This is a genomic window from Salmonella sp. NW177, from assembly GCF_051811585.1.
Classification (GTDB): Bacteria; Pseudomonadota; Gammaproteobacteria; order Enterobacterales; family Enterobacteriaceae; genus Salmonella; species Salmonella enterica.
The window spans coordinates 462,059-481,159 of sequence record NZ_JAMMZV010000002.1 but is presented as its reverse complement, the minus strand read 5'-3'; the positions used below and the strand labels follow the sequence as shown (position 1 = coordinate 481,159).

General features: G+C 54.2%; 18 protein-coding genes and 3 pseudogenes. 7 read left to right on the top strand and 14 right to left on the bottom strand.

Features of this window, described 5'->3' with window-relative positions:
- Positions 1-26 precede the first annotated feature (26 nt).
- A pseudogene (locus tag NA986_RS08980) lies at positions 27-451 on the bottom strand (transposase); the annotation flags it as partial.
- A gap of 226 nt (positions 452-677) precedes the next feature.
- Here NA986_RS08980 and pphB point away from each other — a divergent pair.
- Positions 678-1,334, top strand: a complete 657-nt coding sequence (gene pphB, locus NA986_RS08975; protein WP_017441135.1) for a protein-serine/threonine phosphatase — start codon at positions 678-680, stop codon at positions 1,332-1,334.
- 244 nt (positions 1,335-1,578) lie between these two features.
- Here the strand turns inward: pphB and NA986_RS08970 are convergent, their stop codons facing one another.
- The 4 genes and pseudogenes from NA986_RS08970 to NA986_RS08955 all read right to left on the bottom strand — a co-directional run.
- On the bottom strand, positions 1,579-2,073 hold the full coding sequence (locus NA986_RS08970; protein WP_000424946.1) for a hypothetical protein: 495 nt from the start codon (positions 2,071-2,073) through the stop codon (positions 1,579-1,581).
- A 26-nt stretch (positions 2,074-2,099) separates the two neighbouring features.
- The gene (locus NA986_RS08965; RefSeq protein WP_023216104.1) at positions 2,100-2,768 is read right to left on the bottom strand and encodes a hypothetical protein; all 669 of its coding nucleotides are present in this window, start codon (positions 2,766-2,768) and stop codon (positions 2,100-2,102) included.
- Positions 2,769-2,924: 156 nt separating this feature from the next.
- Positions 2,925-3,155: pseudogene (locus tag NA986_RS08960) on the bottom strand (hypothetical protein); the annotation flags it as partial.
- A gap of 199 nt (positions 3,156-3,354) precedes the next feature.
- Positions 3,355-3,753, bottom strand: a pseudogene (locus tag NA986_RS08955) (cytoplasmic protein); the annotation flags it as partial.
- 158 nt (positions 3,754-3,911) lie between these two features.
- Here NA986_RS08955 and mutS point away from each other — a divergent pair.
- Positions 3,912-6,479: a DNA mismatch repair protein MutS gene (gene mutS / locus NA986_RS08950; protein WP_001005807.1), complete on the top strand. Its 2,568-nt coding sequence runs from the start codon at positions 3,912-3,914 to the stop codon at positions 6,477-6,479.
- 55 nt (positions 6,480-6,534) lie between these two features.
- On the opposite strand, the gene NA986_RS08945 is transcribed toward mutS, so the two are convergent.
- Together NA986_RS08945 and NA986_RS08940 are read right to left on the bottom strand one after the other, a co-directional pair.
- Positions 6,535-6,915, bottom strand: coding sequence for a DUF4440 domain-containing protein (locus NA986_RS08945; RefSeq protein WP_023216102.1), 381 nt, complete (start codon positions 6,913-6,915; stop codon positions 6,535-6,537).
- Positions 6,912-8,120 (bottom strand): MFS transporter, encoded by a 1,209-nt coding sequence (locus tag NA986_RS08940; protein ID WP_023216101.1) that lies wholly within the window; start codon positions 8,118-8,120, stop codon positions 6,912-6,914. The genes NA986_RS08945 and NA986_RS08940 overlap by 4 nt, the downstream gene beginning before the upstream one ends.
- 87 nt (positions 8,121-8,207) lie before the next feature.
- Between NA986_RS08940 and NA986_RS08935 the strand changes: the two genes are divergently transcribed.
- Positions 8,208-9,140: a LysR family transcriptional regulator gene (locus NA986_RS08935; RefSeq protein ID WP_077957179.1), complete on the top strand. Its 933-nt coding sequence runs from the start codon at positions 8,208-8,210 to the stop codon at positions 9,138-9,140.
- Positions 9,141-9,181: 41 nt separating this feature from the next.
- On the opposite strand, the gene NA986_RS08930 is transcribed toward NA986_RS08935, so the two are convergent.
- Genes NA986_RS08930 through ltnD form a run of 6 tightly spaced genes read right to left on the bottom strand, consistent with a single transcriptional unit; the run spans position 9,182 to position 15,260 of the window.
- Positions 9,182-10,678: a GntP family permease gene (locus NA986_RS08930; protein WP_000202725.1), complete on the bottom strand. Its 1,497-nt coding sequence runs from the start codon at positions 10,676-10,678 to the stop codon at positions 9,182-9,184.
- Positions 10,675-11,625: a D-erythronate dehydrogenase gene (gene denD / locus NA986_RS08925; RefSeq protein ID WP_001165731.1), complete on the bottom strand. Its 951-nt coding sequence runs from the start codon at positions 11,623-11,625 to the stop codon at positions 10,675-10,677. Before denD ends, NA986_RS08930 begins: the two co-directional genes overlap by 4 nt.
- Before the next feature lie 39 nt (positions 11,626-11,664).
- Positions 11,665-12,441: an HPr family phosphocarrier protein gene (locus NA986_RS08920; protein ID WP_001136942.1), complete on the bottom strand. Its 777-nt coding sequence runs from the start codon at positions 12,439-12,441 to the stop codon at positions 11,665-11,667.
- Between the two features lie 4 nt (positions 12,442-12,445).
- Positions 12,446-13,084 (bottom strand): 3-oxo-tetronate 4-phosphate decarboxylase, encoded by a 639-nt coding sequence (otnC, locus tag NA986_RS08915; protein WP_000153636.1) that lies wholly within the window; start codon positions 13,082-13,084, stop codon positions 12,446-12,448.
- Positions 13,081-14,343, bottom strand: coding sequence for a 3-oxo-tetronate kinase (gene otnK, locus NA986_RS08910; RefSeq protein WP_000912488.1), 1,263 nt, complete (start codon positions 14,341-14,343; stop codon positions 13,081-13,083). The genes otnC and otnK overlap by 4 nt, the downstream gene beginning before the upstream one ends.
- Entirely contained in the window at positions 14,337-15,260 is a 924-nt protein-coding gene (gene ltnD, locus NA986_RS08905) for an L-threonate dehydrogenase (RefSeq protein ID WP_000206958.1), read from the bottom strand. Before ltnD ends, otnK begins: the two co-directional genes overlap by 7 nt.
- A 196-nt stretch (positions 15,261-15,456) precedes the next feature.
- Here ltnD and ygbI point away from each other — a divergent pair, with 196 nt between their 5' ends.
- On the top strand, positions 15,457-16,221 hold the full coding sequence (gene ygbI, locus NA986_RS08900; RefSeq protein ID WP_000613178.1) for a DNA-binding transcriptional repressor YgbI: 765 nt from the start codon (positions 15,457-15,459) through the stop codon (positions 16,219-16,221).
- 18 nt (positions 16,222-16,239) lie between these two features.
- Here ygbI and NA986_RS08895 read toward each other — a convergent pair whose 3' ends face one another.
- The gene (locus NA986_RS08895) at positions 16,240-16,644 is read right to left on the bottom strand and encodes a MarR family winged helix-turn-helix transcriptional regulator (RefSeq protein ID WP_000423343.1); all 405 of its coding nucleotides are present in this window, start codon (positions 16,642-16,644) and stop codon (positions 16,240-16,242) included.
- A 170-nt stretch (positions 16,645-16,814) separates the two neighbouring features.
- Here NA986_RS08895 and NA986_RS08890 point away from each other — a divergent pair, with 170 nt between their 5' ends.
- Genes NA986_RS08890 through NA986_RS08880 form a run of 3 tightly spaced genes read left to right on the top strand, consistent with a single transcriptional unit; the run spans position 16,815 to position 19,082 of the window.
- Positions 16,815-17,408 carry a non-oxidative hydroxyarylic acid decarboxylases subunit B gene (locus NA986_RS08890; protein ID WP_001237180.1) on the top strand — a complete coding sequence of 198 codons (594 nt, stop codon included), beginning with the start codon at positions 16,815-16,817 and terminating at the stop codon, positions 17,406-17,408.
- Positions 17,408-18,835 carry a non-oxidative hydroxyarylic acid decarboxylases subunit C gene (locus NA986_RS08885; protein ID WP_000863168.1) on the top strand — a complete coding sequence of 476 codons (1,428 nt, stop codon included), beginning with the start codon at positions 17,408-17,410 and terminating at the stop codon, positions 18,833-18,835. Before NA986_RS08890 ends, NA986_RS08885 begins: the two co-directional genes overlap by 1 nt.
- 10 nt (positions 18,836-18,845) lie before the next feature.
- A complete protein-coding gene (locus NA986_RS08880; protein ID WP_000562964.1) occupies positions 18,846-19,082 on the top strand; it encodes a non-oxidative hydroxyarylic acid decarboxylases subunit D in 237 nt (78 codons plus the stop codon).
- Positions 19,083-19,101 lie beyond the last annotated feature (19 nt).

Here is a 19,101-nt window from a genome sequence, read left to right as displayed (position 1 = left end):
ATACAGGACTCCCACCGGAGCACTCGTTATACGAGCCTGACGCTGGTCGGCATTGCCAACAACGTCATCCGGTTCAGCGCTTTGACCATCGCCATCACTTCACCCACCTGCGCGTCATAGTTCCGCAGGCTCAAATGGCCGCCCAGCAAGGTTTTGATACGGAACATGACCGTTTCCGCTACTGAACGACGGTGATAGCCCACTTTCTTTTTCCAGACCTCATTGCTGCCGCTCAGATGTTGATTCGCCACCGCATGGTTACGCTCATGGTACTTGTCCGGCCAGTATTGCGCACCGCTTCGTGGCGGGATTAGCGGCCTGATTTTTTCCGCAATAACACATCATGGCAATAGCGCGTGTCATAAGCGCAGTCAGCCGAGGCTTCCCTGATTTTACGGTGAGTCTGGCTAATCAGCCCCGGCAGTGCCTGCGTATCCGTCGTGCCGCTGAGCGGGAAAGTATGCCTTTGCAATTAATCAGGAAAGTGTTGCGCGAGAAATCGTGCATCTTTCAAGCACATCGTCTACTTTAATTAACCGATTCATAAAATATATATTCTCTGTTCATTTCTAGCTTGTAGGCTATTTTAATAACGGTGTATTTTAAACAATAAAAATTAATATTACCCTACTTCTTTGTTATAATACCAGCCTCCAAAATTGTGCTATAGGAACATCATGGAATTAATCCGTTATGCTGACATCAACAGCGATCTCTATCGCCACATTTGGGTCGTTGGTGATATTCATGGATGTTACTCCTTATTGTTAACCAGACTGGCTCAATTACATTTCTCTCCTGATACCGATCTCTTGATCTCCACTGGAGATAACATTGATCGAGGAAAAGAAAACCTTGAAACACTGAGACTGTTAAATACCCCATGGTTTATTTCTGTAGTGGGTAATCATGAAGCTATGGCGCTTGACGCTTTTGAAACACAGGATGGCAATTTCTGGTATGTAAACGGTGGTTACTGGTACGACTCGGTCACCGAAAAAGACAGGCAAGAAGCCACTGACCTATTACTAACTTTTAAGCAGCGTCCTCACATCATAGAGGTTGAAACGTCCTCAAAGAAGTACGTGATTGCCCATGCCGATTATCCAGATGACAGCTACGATTATGGAAAGCAAGTTGATATTGATGGCGTTCTATGGTCACGCGATCGTCTGCTTGGTTCGTTACAGGGGAATATCCATCCAATACGCGGTGCGGATACTTTTATCTTCGGCCATATGATTGTTGACTACACAACAACATTCGCCAATCAAATCTACATTGACACAGGTTCTTTCTGTTCAGGCAATCTGTCTTTTTTTAAAATAAAGTAATCTGGAAATAGAATTATATAATATACGCAACGATAGCGTTACTTTATTTTGTATTCTGAGGATATATATTCAAACATAGAATTCTATCATAGAATATTAACCCTTCCTGCATTATGGGCAATGATATAGCCTTCAATAAGTACCATTGCCCATTCGTAATAGCGTCTAAATTTCGCGTTTTTCTGCCCATTTCAGCATTAAGATCGCAGGCCAAAAAAACGAAGCCGTAATCCGACGCAGGTAGTTACTCGATCGCCTGAGACGAGTAAAGATCGCACAGCTCCAGATACCTATCGGAAGAAAGCGCAATAACCGTGGTGGCGAAATGGATCGGCTTGCCTTCATGCAACACAATCTTAATACCGGCGGCGGCCGGGATGAAGTTAATGCTCTGTGAATGCCAGGTGTTTTCGGCGATATTTGTCCAGGCCGCGAATTTGCCATTACAGAAGCGAATACCTTCACGACTGATGGTAACTGCCGGCTTTGCCGCGCTTAAAAATGAGCGAGCCAGGCGCACAATAAATAACAGACTGCCGCAACAAATAAGTCCCATAAAGACAGCACCGCCAGTTTTGGGCTCCTCGGGATCGGTGGCCATACTCACCGCCAGCGCAATAAAAACTCCCATCATACAAATCCAGAACACAATACCAACCAACGTTTTAGATCTGGAATAATAGATATTGAACTCCACAGGCATGTTTTGCTGGCTGGTTTTTGATACGTACAGTTCCATTGATTCATCCTTGTATAAAAATGTCGTCAGGCGGGTAAACGCTGGGAAAGAAAGTTGAGCAGCAGCGGCTCATTGACGATAGTGGAGCGGTCGATTTTGCAGATCCGGCCCGTAGCGGTGCTAATCATCAGATAGCTCATTGAACTGCCAGCACCCTCCTCGCGCTGGGTGCGAATACTGGCGATCTGCGCATACGGTACCGCCCGGTTTTTGTGTTCAAGCCGATCCGCCAGCGCGGTCACTTTGCCGAATTTAAGACGTCCATCGGCGGCGAGGCGCGCCCCCAGCGCAGAACCGTGTCGCCGGACAAGTTCAGCAGCCAGTCGGTCGTAAATTCCGTTGCCATCGTTCCAGAAATCAAGGTAGATGACGTACTTCTTGCCGCCACTGTGGCGCAAGATGAGTTTGTCGGATTGGTGGAGCAGACGCATTGATTCAAGCGCATCGTAATGGATAGCACGATGCCCGGCCTGCAACGCGGTTTCGGTTAACGTCATCCTGCGTGGCGTAAACAGAAACAGAACTGTGACGCTGAATTTCCAGATGATAAACAACAGGCCCACCAGTAGCGATATACCGGAAAGCCGATAATTCACGGTGGCTGTTGCTATGCTGAGAATAAAAAAACCGATCCCGATAGCAAACCATTTCAGCTCCGAAAGCGAAAGATGCCGGGTGTATTGACGACTTTCCATGATGGTATGGTATCCCTGATTTTACTGTCGGCGTATTACGTCAGGTTGAGTAAGGAAGCTATATCCGTTATGTTTTAGGTTATATACACTTCATCCTTCAGGCTGCCGGAGCAACTATTGTACGCTCCCGGAGATTAATGAGAGACATCCTGCCTCTCACCGAAGACCAACCACGAGCCTATACACCATTCGGTGTAAATGCCTTTCTCGGAAGTGAACGTCCAGGCGGCTACCGAACCCGAGCGTGATAATAAAGCGACTCGTTGTCATGAGCCAGTCCCTTAGCGACATTGTCCATTTTCGGATGTCGGCCTGAATTGCCAGTCACACGACCTTTTTCACTGACTCGTCCGTCGGAAACACCGTACGCTTTTTAATAGCATGTTGATTATCTATGCCGGAAATGCGGGTCTGGTTTTTCTTCAGCAGACGATCGAACGGGCTGAGATCTTCAGGTATTTTGAGATTTTGGCCAGTGCATTAGCCAGAGCCTGCAACTGTTTTTCGTCCATAAAGCAACCAGCTTTTGATGTTGAATCGAACATATCAAAATCAGGCAATTACACAATTTTAATTACAGTCTCATTTTGAGTTCGGAAGCATCCGTTTCCCTCTTAATTTTGTTGGGATTTCTCTTTGTTGCGAGCATGGTCTGAACTAATTGCCTGGCTACTTGCCTTGTTTCATCAATATTTGGAAAATCGAACACATTTCCAACTTTTACTTTCAAGACAGAACTTGGCTTCCTACCCTCACTGACATTACGATCTGACGAGGCTACTCTTCGCTGGATTACGTAGGTTTTTTTCGTCAAACTGGCTTTTACCCCGAAACCAGCAGGAGCTTCTCTGTGGTCATCGAAAACAATGTAGAGTTTTTGAGCTGGGTTAGCTTCGAAAACGATTTTTCCAGAGCGACTGAGTGCAGGCTTAACATTGATACTTAACTTGTTGATAATGAAAGGCTGGCTGAGAGTTGTTTTCAAAGTATCACCCCTGTTGTAGTCCAGGAATGATGAGAATGTAACCTGTCACATTTTAGGCTACAGGTGAGCTACAAATTTATGGGTTTATGTGAGTTTATAAGGGTTTTACCCGGGGCCACATGAGCACTTGAAAGAATAAAAAAACGAGTAAAATCAATATGAATGAGTCATTTGATAAGGACTTCTCCAACCACACCCCGATGATGCAGCAGTATCTCAAGCTGAAAGCCCAGCATCCGGAGATCCTGCTCTTTTATCGTATGGGAGACTTTTACGAGCTGTTTTATGACGACGCAAAGCGTGCGTCGCAGTTGCTCGATATTTCGCTGACCAAACGCGGCGCATCGGCTGGCGAACCTATCCCTATGGCGGGTATCCCGCACCACGCCGTAGAAAACTACCTCGCGAAACTGGTCAATCAGGGCGAATCCGTCGCTATTTGCGAACAGATTGGCGATCCGGCCACCAGCAAAGGTCCCGTTGAACGTAAGGTCGTGCGTATCGTTACGCCTGGCACCATCAGCGATGAAGCCCTGTTACAGGAGCGTCAGGATAACCTGCTGGCGGCTATCTGGCAGGATGGTAAAGGCTACGGTTACGCCACGCTGGATATCAGCTCCGGGCGCTTTCGTCTGAGCGAACCCGCCGACCGTGAAACGATGGCCGCAGAGCTGCAGCGCACCAATCCCGCCGAACTGTTGTATGCCGAAGATTTTGCTGAAATGGCGTTAATAGAGGGACGCCGGGGTCTGCGCCGTCGCCCGTTGTGGGAGTTTGAGATTGATACCGCCCGCCAGCAGTTAAATCTGCAGTTCGGTACGCGGGATCTGGTCGGTTTCGGCGTCGAAAATGCCTCGCGTGGATTATGTGCGGCAGGCTGCCTGTTACAGTACGTAAAAGATACCCAGCGCACCTCCCTGCCGCATATTCGTTCCATTACGATGGAACGCCAGCAGGACAGCATCATTATGGATGCCGCGACCCGCCGCAATCTGGAAATTACCCAAAACCTGGCCGGTGGTGTCGAAAATACCCTCGCCGCGGTGCTTGACTGTACCGTGACGCCAATGGGTAGCCGAATGCTTAAACGCTGGCTGCATATGCCGGTACGAAATACCGACATATTGCGTGAACGCCAGCAGACCATCGGCGCCTTGCAGGACACCGTCAGCGAACTGCAACCGGTGCTGCGTCAGGTCGGCGATTTGGAGCGTATCCTTGCGCGTCTGGCGCTGCGCACCGCGCGTCCGCGCGATCTCGCCCGAATGCGTCACGCCTTCCAGCAACTGCCGGAATTGCACGCTCAGCTTGAAACCGTTGACAGCGCGCCGGTACAGGCGTTGCGTAAAAAAATGGGCGATTTCGCCGAACTGCGCGACCTCCTGGAACGCGCCATTATTGACGCGCCGCCGGTACTGGTCCGCGACGGCGGCGTTATTGCGCCCGGCTACCATGAAGAGCTGGACGAATGGCGCGCGCTGGCGGATGGCGCCACCGATTATCTCGATCGTCTGGAAATTCGCGAACGCGAGCGTACCGGGCTGGATACGCTGAAAGTCGGCTATAACGCGGTACATGGTTATTACATTCAGATTAGCCGTGGTCAAAGCCATCTGGCGCCCATCAATTATGTGCGTCGCCAGACGCTGAAAAATGCCGAACGCTACATTATTCCTGAGCTAAAAGAGTACGAAGATAAAGTTCTGACCTCGAAAGGCAAAGCGCTGGCGCTGGAAAAACAGCTATATGACGAATTGTTTGATCTGCTGTTGCCGCATCTGGCCGATTTACAGCAGAGCGCCAACGCGCTGGCGGAACTGGATGTGCTGGTTAACCTGGCCGAACGCGCCTGGACGCTGAATTACACCTGCCCGACATTTACCGATAAACCCGGTATCCGTATTACCGAAGGTCGCCACCCGGTGGTTGAACAGGTACTGAATGAGCCGTTTATCGCTAACCCGCTCAATCTGTCGCCGCAGCGCCGGATGTTGATCATTACCGGCCCCAATATGGGCGGTAAAAGTACCTATATGCGACAAACGGCATTGATCGCCCTGCTGGCCTATATTGGCAGTTACGTTCCGGCGCAAAACGTGGAAATCGGCCCCATCGACCGTATTTTTACCCGCGTCGGCGCAGCGGACGACCTGGCTTCCGGGCGTTCGACCTTTATGGTGGAGATGACCGAAACCGCGAACATTCTGCATAATGCCACGGAAAACAGTCTGGTATTGATGGATGAAATCGGGCGCGGTACCTCCACGTATGACGGGCTGTCGTTGGCCTGGGCCTGCGCGGAGAATCTCGCGAATAAGATTAAAGCGTTAACGCTGTTCGCTACCCACTACTTCGAGCTGACCCAATTACCGGAGAAAATGGAAGGCGTGGCGAACGTCCACCTGGATGCGCTGGAACACGGCGATACTATCGCGTTTATGCACAGCGTGCAGGACGGCGCGGCAAGTAAGAGCTATGGCCTGGCGGTCGCGGCGCTTGCGGGCGTCCCTAAAGAAGTCATCAAACGCGCGCGCCAAAAACTCCGCGAGCTGGAAAGCATCTCGCCCAATGCGGCGGCAACGCAGGTGGACGGCACGCAAATGTCGTTGCTTGCCGCCCCGGAGGAGACATCGCCCGCCGTTGAAGCGCTGGAGAATCTCGATCCGGACTCCCTGACGCCACGCCAGGCGCTGGAGTGGATCTATCGGCTGAAAAGTCTGGTGTAAACGTGTCTGGCCCGATAGCGCCGCGTTATCGGGCCCACGCGCCGGAACAGGCTTTTCAGGCTGTGACTGTCGTTTCGTGTAAATGACGCCAGACTATCCGTTCTCTTTCCCTTTTTAAAATGACCGTCGACCAGCGTACCGTCTCGGCCTGGCCCGGCAGTTGCTGTCGCTCGCGATAACGCAGCGCGGCGCCTTCCGGCCACTCCGCCACAAGGTCAATGTGCTCAACCACGATAACCAGACCCGGGTGACACGCGCGCTGCGCCTGGAAAAAAGCGCCCAGCGCCGGATAATCCAGACAAACACCGCCTGGCGTTATCATCGTAAAATCAACAGCGAAACGCGCTATCAACGCCTCTAGATTACCCATCCCCTTGCTAAGCCAGTTCTCAATCGCCGCATGGGCGTGAGTAATTTCTTCTTTATATGGATTCATGGTCTTTCCTTTTTCAGGCACAGAAGTGCGTTTCTATTGTTCAGACAGACAGCGTAAATAAGGGGCAGCAGGGTGATACCGGCGGCGGCAATAAAGGTCCAGCGATAAGCAACCTCAAGCGACATAACGCGCTGGAGCGCATTTAACAGCAGCGTCAACAGCGTCGCGCCAAGGAAAAAGCTGATCTGACGATTAAGATTCCATAGCGCGCTGGCGTCAGGCATGTCCCGGCGAGCAATAGTCAGGAAAGCGCCACTCTGCGCGGTACTGCTGCACAAACTGCCGCCAGCGCCCATTAAGGCGAATATCATCATCAGTACACGGTGCGATGTCGCAGGCGTAACGTTAGTTAAAAGCAGTATCCCTGCGGCCTGAAGAAGACAGCCGACGATAATCAGCGGACGCGGCCCAAGCCGATTGAAGTAACGTCCGGTAAGCATAATGGCGACAAATGAAGCGATCGACCAGGGGATCATCAGCGACCCCGCCGCCGCAGGCGATAGCTGCGCGACGTTCTGTAGATAAAACATCCCGACCACGCTGATACCAATGAACATACCCGGCACACACAGATAGACGATCATGGCAAAACGCAGCAGCCTGTCCGTCAACAGCGGCAGATGGAGCAATCTTGCTGACGCCATTGTCGTCGACGCGGCGTTCAGCCAACAATAAGCGAGCAATAAAGTGAGAACGGCCACCGGCAGCGTGGCAAAGAATATCCAGCGCCAGCCGCACGTTTCCACCAGCAGCCCGCCAATCGCAGGCGAACATGCCGGCGCCAGTAGCGCCACCATCATGACAACCGATGACAGGCCAGCGCGTTCATGCGGTTTAAACTGTTGCCAGGTTAACGCCTGACCAACCGGGATCAATAAGCCACCGCCCGCCCCCTGCACAATACGCCAGAAAACAAGGCTGTGTAAGGAATCGGCAAAACCTGCGGCAGCGGCGGCAACGCTAAACAGAATGAGCGAAAATATGATCAGCCGTCGTGCGCCGAGATAACGCGAAAGAAACGCGCTAAACGGAACGATCAGCGTTAATCCTGCGATATAACCATTACTCACCCATGCCAGCGCCGATATGGACGTATGCAGATCCACGGACATCGCAGGAAAAGCCACGCTGGCAATAAACAGATTAATCAGATCAAGAAAGAAGCCGAGCAGGTAAACCACTGCCACTTTACTGCGATACGTCATTATGCATCCTCCGTCAGAGGCGCTAATGTAGCCGTCCGGAGAAAGCCAGATAAGTCCGCGCTTCAACGATATACTGTCAAAATAATTTTGACAGTAAAGGAGCTCGCCATGCTCAATTTGCAGCGTATGTCGCTGTTTATCGCCGTGGTAGATAGCGGCAGCTTCACGGCCGCCGCCGCCGCATCGGGCCAAACAAAAGCGGTAGTGAGTTTTAATATTCGGCAGCTTGAAAAAGAGCTTGGCGTAACGTTACTGCTACGTTCCACCCGACGACTGACGCTCACAGACGCCGGCGTCCTCTTTTACCAAAAAGGCGTGAATTTACTCAACGCAGCGAAAAATTTGCAGGATGAAGTGCGTGCCAGCCATAGTGGGCTGGGCGGCGAGTTACGTATTACCACTACGCCCGAGTTTGGCGAACAGGTGGTCATTCCGGTACTGGCGCAGTTTAGTCAGCGCCATCCCGATCTCCGTATTCGGCATATGTCCTCATCACATCATGCCGATTTAATTGCCGAGCGCTTTGATGTGGCGATTCGGCTTGGCTCGCTGGCGGACTCCCGCTATCGCGCCGCGCTGATATCCCGCTTTACCATTCTGCCGGTCGCCGCGCCGCAGTGGCTCGCCCGCCACCCCGTGTCGTCGCTGGAGTCGTTGGCCCAGGCGGAATGGATTATTCATGAGCGATTACCTACGCCGCTACGGTGGACAGTAACGAATAATCATGGCCAACACTCACGCCTGGAGATAAGCAAAGCCGGCAAAATTTCTGTCGACAGCGCGCGCTCGCTGATGGCCTTCGCTCTCGCGGGAAGCGGCGTCGCATTACTGCCGCAATGGTTAGTCAACACCGCACTGGAGGATGGAACGTTAATACACGTGTTACCCGACTATCATTTTCCCCGTCAGGGCATTTATGCCGTTTATCCGGACGCCCGCCATGTATCGACAAAAGTACGCGCATTTATTGATTTTTTACGTTCGCAATGGGATTGCGGGGAGCACGTCCTATCATTGTAGCCAGTCCGGGAGCATTACGCTCCCGGACGGATAATACCGTCTTAATCCTTAACTACCAGCTTGTCTTTGATCCCCTGCGCCTGCCAACGCACCCACAGCATAATTGCCGCCAGAACGACAATCGGCAGTAACGGATCGAGCCAACTGCCGCCGGAACCGAACAGCAGGTTAATCAGCGCCACGCCGGTGCCGCCAATCGCCCAGGCAATGGTCGTCGGAACAGACCAAACCACCATCTGCTGTTTGACATCAGAGACGCCCATCATGCGGTTAACCACCCAGAACAGGCTATCGTTGAAGTAGCCGAAGAACAGCGACCCCATCGTTGCGGCCTGAGCGGCAAGCAACATATTGATGCCGGGGATCTGCGCCAGTATCGGCGCGGAAATCGAGGCGGCAGTGATCATCGCCACCGTCCCCGATCCCTGAATCAGGCGTACCAACGTCGCCACGATAAACGGGATCAGGATCGGCGAGATCGGCAGGTTGGCAACCTGCTCCGCCAGCTGTTGCCCCGCGCCGCTGTCGCGCAGGATCGCGCCCAACGCGCCGCCAGCGCCCGTGACCAGTAAGATAATCCCGGCGCTTTGCAAGCCCTCTTCCAGACGCTCTGCAGTGGTATGTTTATCCATGCGCGGCACCAGCGTATACACCGCCAGCAGAACGCTGATGGCCAACGCGATCACTGGACTTCCCACAAAGTTGATTGCCTGTACCACCGGATGCGTCGCCAGGCCGGACCATCCTTCTACAGTGGCGAGGGTGGAACAGATAGCCTTCAGGAAGATCAGCACGATCGGCACCACAATAGGCAGCAGAGAGAGCGTCAGGCTCGGCAGATCCTTTTGCTCTTTCTCTTTATTGTACTGCTCCAGCGCGGCATTGACTTCATCGGCGTTCAGCGTGCGCGGCACGAAATCAGGGTAGCGTTTATCCAGCCACTGCGCATAGAACACAATGCCGATCACACAGGGCACCGCCAGCGCCATCCCGGTCAATAACATTGCGCCGATGTCGACGTTAAAAATCCCGGCTACCCCCAGCGGACCGGGCGTCGGAGGTACCGTATGGTGAGTGACCACCAGCCCGCCCGCCAGCGCGACGCCCAGCGTCAGTAGCGAACGTTTACCGCTTTTCGCCAGCGCTTTCGCCACCGGATAAAGAATGACAAAAGCGGAATCGACGAAAATGGGGATGCTGACAATATAACCCGTGATCGCCAGCGCCCACTCTTCACGGCGTTTCCCCAGCCATTTGATAAAGCTCCAGGCGATACGCTCCGCCGCGCCGGAAACCTCCAGCAAGCGCCCCATCATTACGCCGAGACCAATCACCAGGCCAATGCTGCCCAGCGTCGTACCGAATCCGCTGGTGATGACAGAGAGCGTTTTATCAATGCCCATTCCCCCCAACAGACCGGCGATGCAGGCCGCCGCCAGCATCGCGATCAGCGCATGAACACGGGTGCGTAACACCAGCCATACCAGAACGAAAACGGCAACGATCAGGCCGATAATTGGGGTCGGTAAACTTGTCATGACCTCCCCTCCATATCATCTTGTCGAAAGCGTTCAATAATGTCATCGAAGCGTTTATCGGCGACAAAACCTAACGCCAGCGCACGCTGGTTATCGATACGTCCCGGCCAGGAGGCGACAATTTTCTCGACGCCTTCATCGCGCTGATGCGTAACCCGATCGCGCGCCGCCTGGCCGCCCGCCTGACGCAACGTTTCCAGCATCTCGCCCACGGTTACGCTGATCCCGGGTAAGTTGATGCTGCTCGCCTCGCCAGGCGCGGGTAACGTTGCGGCCAGTGACAGGTTATGGATCACCGTCGCCGGGCTGGAAATCCACAGCCGCAAACTTTCCGACACCGGGCAGACGGTCGTCTCGCCCTGCAACGGTTCACGAATAATCGCGCTGACAAAAGAAGAAGCGGCGCGGTTTGGTTTACCCGGGCGAACACAGATCGTCGGCAAACGCAGCGCCAGCCCATCCACATAGCCTTTGCGGGTATAGTCGTTGACCAACAGTTCACAGGCGGCCTTCTGCGCGCCATAAGACGAGCGCGGCGTGAGCGCGGTGGTATCGGTGACGCATTCCGGCAGCGTACCGCCATAAACGGCAAGCGAGCTGGAGAAGACAAAACGAATTTTCTGCGGTTGTCGACGACACGCCTCAAGTAACTGGCGGGTAAGATCCAGGTTAACTTTCCATCCCAGATCGAAATCGTCTTCCGCATGACTGCTGACAATCGCAGCGAGATGATAAACAACAGAGGTATTAGCGGTAATCACATTCTCCAGCACGCCCGGCTGGGTTAAGTCAGCCTCCAGACAGCGTAAACGAGGGGAATCTGATAACCGTGCAGGCATTTTTAAATCAACAAGAAGCAGTTCGTTAAACGCCAGCGATGAGTTTAATAAGGCGCTTGCGAGTTTCTGGCCTAAAAAGCCGCCCCCGCCGGTAATGATAATCTGCATCCGGATGTCCTCTTTATTGTTGTGTAGGGTAGTTCAGGGTTAGCGCCAGGCGTTAAACCAGCCAAGCCCGTCCTGCGTGGTATTCCGTGGTTGGTATTCGCAGCCTATCCAGCCGCGATAACCTACGTCATCGAACAGCCGGAACAGCCATGGGTAGTTGATCTCGCCATCATCCGGTTCATGTCTGTCCGGTAGCGAGGCGATTTGTACATGGGCATAGCGGCCCGCGTACTCACGAATCAGGTGACTCAAATTGCCATCCACTTTTTGTGCGTGGAAAGTGTCGAGCTGGATGAACACATTCGGGCGGTCAACCTCTTCTGCGATGCCCAGCGCCTGATATTGGCTGGAAAAGAGGTAGCCGGGTTTAACGCCGGGACTCAGCGCTTCGATCAAAATACGTTTATCGTGGGCGGCAAACCGGTCGGCGGCATAACGCAAATTATCGATAAACGTGGCGCGATAACGTGCGCCATCAGCGCCATCCGGCACGACGCCCGCCATGATGTGAACCTGCTCGCATTCCAGCGCCAGAGCGTATTCCAGAGCCAGATCGATATCGGCGCGCGCGTCGTGTTCGCGCCCCGGTAGCGCGGCACGTCCCCACTCGCCCGCCGCGGTATCGCCCGCCGAAGTATTAAACAGCGCCAGCGTCAGATCATGACGCGATAGCTTGGCTTTAATCTCGCTGGCGGCAAAGCCGTAGGGGAACAGAAACTCAACGGCCTGAAAACCGGCTTCGGCAGCGGCGGCAAAACGCTCGGTAAACGGCACTTCGGTAAACATCATCGACAAATTGGCGGCAAAACGCGGCATCGGGTTATCTCCTTAACTGCGCAATTTCTTCGGTGGTTAAATAACGAATCGGGCGTTCGCCAAGGATAAAAATCAGCTTTGCCGTCTCTTCCAGCTCCTCGGTATTATTAGCGGCTTCCTGCAAATTCTCCCCGCACACGACCGGCCCATGATTAGCCAGTAAAAAGGCCTGATGCCGGGCCGCCAGCGCTGCCAAATCGCGGGCAATTCGGTCATCCCCCGGGCGATAGTAGGGAACCAGCGGAATGTCCCCCATCCGCATCACCACATAGGGGGTAAACGGGCGAATCACATTTTGCGGGTCCAGCCCTTCGAGACAGGAAAGCGCCGTTGACCAGGTGCTGTGCAGATGTACCACGGCCTTGCAGCAAGGGTTATTGCGATACAACGCCAGATGAAAACGCACCTCTTTAGACGGTTTATCGCCGCTGAGCCATTCGCCCTGCGGGTCCACTTTGGATAGCCGCTGCGGGTCGAGATTACCCAGACACGAACCGGTGGGCGTCGCCAGAATATTGCCGTCCGGCAGTAACAGCGAGAGGTTGCCTGCCGAGCCGGTGGCATAGCCGCGCTGGAAAAACGAGGCGGCTATCCTGACCATCTCTTCTCGCAAAGCGTGCTCTTCTTTTGCCAGTATCGTCATACCTGAAACTCCCTTTGAGCGCGGATGAAAAAGGATTCATCGCCAAAATTACCTGACTTTAGCGCCAGCGAGACTGGCGCATGGAGCGCGTTGACCCACGGCACGCCGGGTGAAATGCACGGTCCGATGTGAAAACCGGTAATACCGAGGCTTTGCGTCACCACGCCCGAGGTTTCGCCGCCCGCCACAATAAACCGGGTGATACCGCCTTCCGCTAAGCGAGCAGCCAGCAGGGAAAAGAGCGCCTCTACCGCATGGCTGGCTTCGGTAGCGCCATATTGCTGCTGGATGGCGGCCAGCGCCTGCGTGGAGGCGGTGGCGCTAATCATTGGCGCCAGTTCGCTGTCCTGACTGAGCACCCACTGCGCCAGCGCTTCAGCGTAGGCCTCGCGCGTCTCGGATGACAGGCAGCGCGCCACGTCAACGTCGCGTGTGGGAGCATGTTGTCGATAGAAAGCCACCTGCTGATTCGTCATTTGCGAACAGGAACCGGAAAGCACCACCGCGCGACCGCTCAGTGGATAGCCTGCGGAACGGGCCTGAGAAACGCCGTGCTTCGCCCACTGACGCGCCAGCCCCATTGCCAACCCGGAACCGCCAGTCACCAGCGGGGCATCACGCAAAACCTCGCCCTGGATTTCCAGGTGCCGCTCATTGAGCGCGTCAAGTACCGCGTAGCGATATCCTTCCTGCTGTAAACGCGACAGCGCCGCACGGGTCGCGGCAACGCCTTCATCAAGCGTCTGAGCCGGAATAACGCCGCAGCGTCCTTGCGCCTGCGCTTCCATCAGACGCGGCAGGTAGCTGTCGGTCATCGGATTGATAGGGTGGTGGCGCATACCGGACTCCGCCAGCAAATGGTTCATGACAAACAGATAGCCCTGATAAACCGTGCGTCCGTTAACCGGCAGCGCGGGAGAAATCACGGTAAATGAGGTATCCAGCGCCACCATCAGCGCATCGGTGACCGGGCCGATATTGCCTTCGGCGGTACTATCGAAAGTCGAGCAATATTTGAAATAGACTTGCTGGCAGCCCTGTTTTTTCAGCCATACCAGCGCCGCCAGCGATTGTTTTATCGCCTCTTGCGCCGGGCATGAGCGGGTTTTCAGGCTGATAACCACCGCGTCGCACCCTTCCGGTTGCGTCCCGGTTGGGACATCATTGATCTGCACTGTCGGCATCCCGTTTTCGACCAGAAAACTGGCGATGTCAGTCGCGCCGGTAAAATCGTCGGCAATGACGCCAATTTTTAACATGACGGCTCCTCAGGCGTGACGCCAGGCAGAGTAATCCCCGAGAAAATTTTGATCACAGCGCTGTCATCCTCTTTGCCATAACCGGCGTTACTGGCGCTGGTGAACATATTTAACGCCGTAGAGGCCAGCGGTAAGGGGAAGCGCAGCGCTTTCGCCGTGTCGGCAACGAGCCCCAAATCTTTGACAAAAATGTCGACGGCCGAACGCGGGGTATAGTCGCCGTCAACGACATGCTGCATACGGTTTTCGAACATCCAGGAGTTTCCGGCGGCATGGGTCACGACGTCATACATCACGTCCAGAGGAATACCGGCCCGCGCGGCCAGCGCCATCGCTTCGGCCGCCGCTGCAATATGCACGCCAGCCAGCAGTTGATGAATGATTTTGACGGTTGAGCCTGCGCCCGGCGTATCGCTGATGCGATAAACGTTGCTGGCAACGGCGTCCAGCACAGGCTTCAGGCGGGTAAACGCCGCCTCGCTCCCGGAGGCCATCACCGTCATTTCGCCCTGCGCCGCTTTTACCGCGCCGCCGGAAACCGGCGCATCCAGCATGTTAAGATTCAATGCCGTCAACGCCGCGGCGATCTCTTGGGCGTCGGCGCTTGAGATCGTGGACGAAACCATCACCGCGCTTCCGGGTTTCATCAGATGGGCGACGCCATCCTCACCGAATAACACCTGTCTGACCTGGGCGGCATTGACGACCAGAATGACTAACGCATCCACGACGCCGGCGAACTCCCTGGCGCTGGCGGCAGCCCCACAAGCCCCTTCAGCAAGAAGATTCGCGCACGCTTGCGGGTTAAGATCGGCCCCCCATGTGGAAAGCCCGGCGCGCAGGCATGAACGCGCAGCGCCCATTCCCATTGAGCCAAGCCCCACAATGCCGACATGAAAATCGGTTCCTGTTGTCATTATCACTCCATGTTAATTTACGTGATATTATGTTTTGTTATGTGAATATAGGCGTTTTTGTAAACAATTGCGGTGAGTTGTTTCACAAAAAATAACAAAATGTGTTATTTTTTGTGAAGGCAATCCTCATAGAACTTCACACGCTGTGACGAGAAATCGCGTAAAATCGCGACAGGACTAAAGAAAGGAGCAGACGTTGATACCTACTGAGCGTCGACAAATCATTCTTGATATGGTGGCGGAGAAAGGCATCGTCAGTATCGCTGAACTGACCGAGCGCATGCATGTATCCCACATGACTATCCGCCGTGATTTACAAAAACTGGAGCAGCAAGGCGCGGTAATCCAGGTCTCTGGCGGCGTGCAATCATCGACTCGCGTGGCGCACGAACCCTCGCATCAGATCAAAACCGAACTGGCGACGCCGCAGAAAGCGGCGATTGGCAAACTGGCCGCCAGCCTGGTACAGCCAGAAAGCTGTATCTACCTTGATGCAGGTACGACCACGCTGGCGATCGCCAGGCAGCTGGTTACGATGAATAAACTTACGGTGGTGACGAATGATTTCGTTATCGCCGATTACCTGATGGACAACAGCGATTGCACAATTATTCACACTGGCGGGGCGGTATGCCGGGAAAACCGGTCGTGCGTCGGTGAAGCCGCGGCGACGCTTTTGCGCGGGCTGATGATTGACCAGGCCTTTATTTCCGCCTCGTCCTGGAGCGTGCGCGGTATTTCAACGCCGGCAGAAGATAAAGTCACGGTGAAACGGGCCGTCGCCAGCGCCAGCCGCCAAAAAATTCTGGTGTGCGACGCGACCAAATACGGCCAGGTCGCGACGTGGCTGGCGTTACCGCTGGCGGAATTCAACCAAATCGTCACCGATGACGGCCTGCCGGAAAGCGCAATTCGGGCGCTGGCCAAAGTGGATATCTCACTGCTGATGGCCAAAAAATAGCGGAGCGGCGCAAGCCGCTTACGTCATCATCTTGCGTACCAGTTGCGTAAACTGTTCGCGTTCTTCAGCGCTCAGTCGCCCCAAAAATTCATCGTCAACGCGATCCCCCAGTGGTATCGAGGCGGCGAGCAACGTTTGGCCCTGAACGGTGAGATAGACAAAACGCCGACGTTTATCCAGCGGATCGTTTTCTCGCTTTACCAGCCCACGATTTTCCATCCGGCTTAACATCTCCGCCAGCGTCGCTTTAGTGCTGACCGCCGCTTCGGTCAGATCGACCTGTTCAATACCCGGATGTTCAGCAATAACGCGCATCACCGCATATTGAGGTTTGGTGAGCTCCGGTAGTTCATGCTGCCAGCGTGCGGTATGTTGCTGAAAAAGTTGGCGTAACAGATGAAACGCGGTGTTTCGTAACTCCATGAGCGCTCCGGATAAATTAACTTTTTCTATCATAACGACTTATGCACGGTTTTTTAATGACGAATGCTTTAGCTAAACGTGCGCAGGCGTCGGGAGCGATCTTGTCGCAAAGGCCGTGTGGGCGTATTTTGATCAAAATGTTCGTATACGAACGATATTTGAGGTAAGAAATGAGATTGATTGTGGGGATGACCGGTGCGACCGGCGCGCCGCTTGGCGTCGAGCTACTCCAGGCATTGCGGGCGATACCTGATGTTGAAACGCATCTGGTAATGTCAAAGTGGGCGAAAACCACTATTGAACTGGAGACGCCCTACACGCCCGCTGAGGTAGCCGCCCTGGCAGATTATTGTCATAGCCCGGCCGATCAGGCGGCGACCATTTCCTCCGGCTCATTTCGTACCGACGGCATGATTATTATCCCCTGCAGTATGAAAACACTGGCGGGGGTTCGCGCCGGCTATGCCGAGGGGCTGGTGGGACGCGCTGCCGATGTCGTGTTGAAAGAGGGTCGCAAGCTGGTGCTTGTACCGCGGGAAATGCCGCTCAGCACGATTCATCTGGAAAACATGCTTGCGCTTTCTCGTATGGGGGTGGCGATAGTGCCGCCCATGCCCGCGTTCTACAACCTGCCGCAAACCGTTGACGATATTATCCAGCACATCGTAGCGCGCGTTCTCGACCAGTTTGGTCTGGAGCATACGCGCGCGCGTCGCTGGCAAGGACTGCGACAGGCAGCAAATTTTTCACAGGAGAATGGATAATGGCATTTGATGATTTGCGCAGTTTTTTACATGCGCTGGATCAGCAGGGACAACTGCTGAAAATCAGCGAGGAAGTGAATGCGGAGCCGGATCTCGCCGCCGCTGCCAACGCAACGGGACGCATCGGCGATGGCGCGCCCGCGCTGTGGTTTGACAATATTCGTGGTTTTACCGACGCCCGCGTGGCGATGAATACCATCGGTTCCTGGCAGAACCATGCCATCTCACTGGGTTTGCCGCCTAACACGCCGGTTAAAAAACAGATCGATGAATTTATTCGCCGCTGGGACAATTTTCCGGTAGCGCCGGAACGACGGGCGAATCCGGGCTGGGCGGAAAATACCGTCGACGGCGACGCGATCAACCTGTTTGATATCCTGCCGCTGTTTCGTCTGAACGACGGCGACGGTGGATTCTATCTGGATAAAGCCTGTGTGGTATCACGCGATCCGCTCGATCCCGATAACTTCGGCAAGCAGAATGTCGGCATCTACCGTATGGAAGTTAAAGGCAAGCGTAAGCTGGGTCTGCAACCAGTGCCGATGCATGATATCGCATTGCACCTGCACAAAGCCGAAGAGCGTGGGGAAGATCTGCCGATTGCGATCACGCTGGGTAACGATCCGATCATTACCCTGATGGGCGCAACGCCGCTGAAATACGATCAGTCAGAGTATGAAATGGCAGGCGCGCTGCGTGAAAGCCCCTATCCTATCGCCACCGCGCCGTTGACCGGTTTTGATGTGCCGTGGGGATCTGAAGTCATTCTTGAAGGGGTCATCGAAAGCCGTAAACGTGAAATTGAAGGACCGTTCGGCGAATTTACCGGCCACTATTCCGGCGGTCGCAACATGACCGTGGTGCGTATCGATAAGGTCTCTTACCGCAGCAAACCCATTTTTGAATCGCTCTATTTGGGGATGCCGTGGACGGAAATCGACTACCTGATGGGGCCGGCGACCTGCGTGCCACTGTATCAACAGCTGAAAGCCGAATTTCCGGAAGTGCAGGCGGTAAACGCCATGTACACCCACGGCCTGCTGGCCATCATCTCGACCAAAAAACGCTACGGCGGCTTTGCCCGCGCGGTGGGCCTGCGAGCGATGACGACGCCGCATGGTCTGGGATATGTGAAGATGGTGATCATGGTCGATGAAGATGTCGATCCATTCAATCTGCCACAGGTGATGTGGGCGTTGTCGTCGAAAGTGAATCCGGCAGGCGATCTGGTACAGCTACCGAATATGTCCGTCCTGGAACTGGATCCGGGCTCAAGCCCGGCGGGGATTACCGACAAGCTGATCATTGACGCCACCACGCCGGTTGCGCCAGATAACCGTGGTCACTATAGCCAGCCGGTTGTTGATTTACCGGAAACTAAAGCCTGGGCTGAAAAGCTGACCGCCATGCTGGCCAACCGTAAATAAGGAGCAACCGATGATTTGTCCACGCTGTGCCGATGCACATATTGAACTCATGGCGACTTCGCCGGTAAAAGGAGTCTGGACGGTATATCAGTGTCAGCATTGTCTGTATACCTGGCGCGATACCGAACCGTTACGCCGTACCAGCCGCGAACACTATCCACAAGCGTTTCGCATGACGCAAAAAGATATTGATGACGCGCCAATGGTGCCGAGTATCCCGCCGCTGCTGGCAGAAGACAAACGGTAAAAAAAAAGGCCAGTCTGTC